Source organism: Streptococcus parasanguinis, from assembly GCF_001578955.1.
Classification (GTDB): Bacteria; Bacillota; Bacilli; order Lactobacillales; family Streptococcaceae; genus Streptococcus; species Streptococcus parasanguinis_U.
On the sequence record NZ_KQ969738.1, the window covers coordinates 1 to 405 of the forward strand.

General features: G+C 29.1%; 1 protein-coding gene and 1 pseudogene. One reads left to right on the plus strand and one right to left on the minus strand.

Translation table 11 applies throughout. The features are described 5' to 3' along the window. Positions 1-207: pseudogene (locus SPADD19_RS13030) on the minus strand (Rgg family transcriptional regulator); the annotation flags it as partial. Here SPADD19_RS13030 and SPADD19_RS11025 point away from each other — a divergent pair. Continuing rightward, the coding region (locus SPADD19_RS11025; protein WP_338322298.1) for a VOC family protein at positions 144-405 on the plus strand (262 nt) is incomplete at its 3' end. The pseudogene SPADD19_RS13030 and the gene SPADD19_RS11025 overlap by 64 nt on opposite strands.

Consider the following 405-nt stretch of genomic DNA (forward strand, 5'->3'; position numbering starts at 1 on the left):
TAATTCGTTATCTAATAGTTTTGTAATCTCTGCAATAAGAAATGTGCAATTATGAAATTTTTCTTTATCAATACTTAATATCAAACAATTAATGGCAAGTTGAGTAACTAATCTTTTATTTGTTTTGTTTAGGTGTGAAAGATATGGAAAGGTCAATAAAGTTTTATAGAGATGGTTTAGGATATAAGACTGATTGCAGAGAAAATAATCCGTCAGTATGCTTTTTTGATACTCCGGGAACAAAGTTTGAACTATTTCCTTTGGAACAATTAGCAAAAGATATTGATGAAAATAATCCACCAAAAGGGAATGGATTTTCAGGAATTACATTAGCCTACAATGTTGAATATAAAGAAGATGTAGAGACTGTAATTGCATTAGTAAGAAAAGCAGGTGGAAAAATTG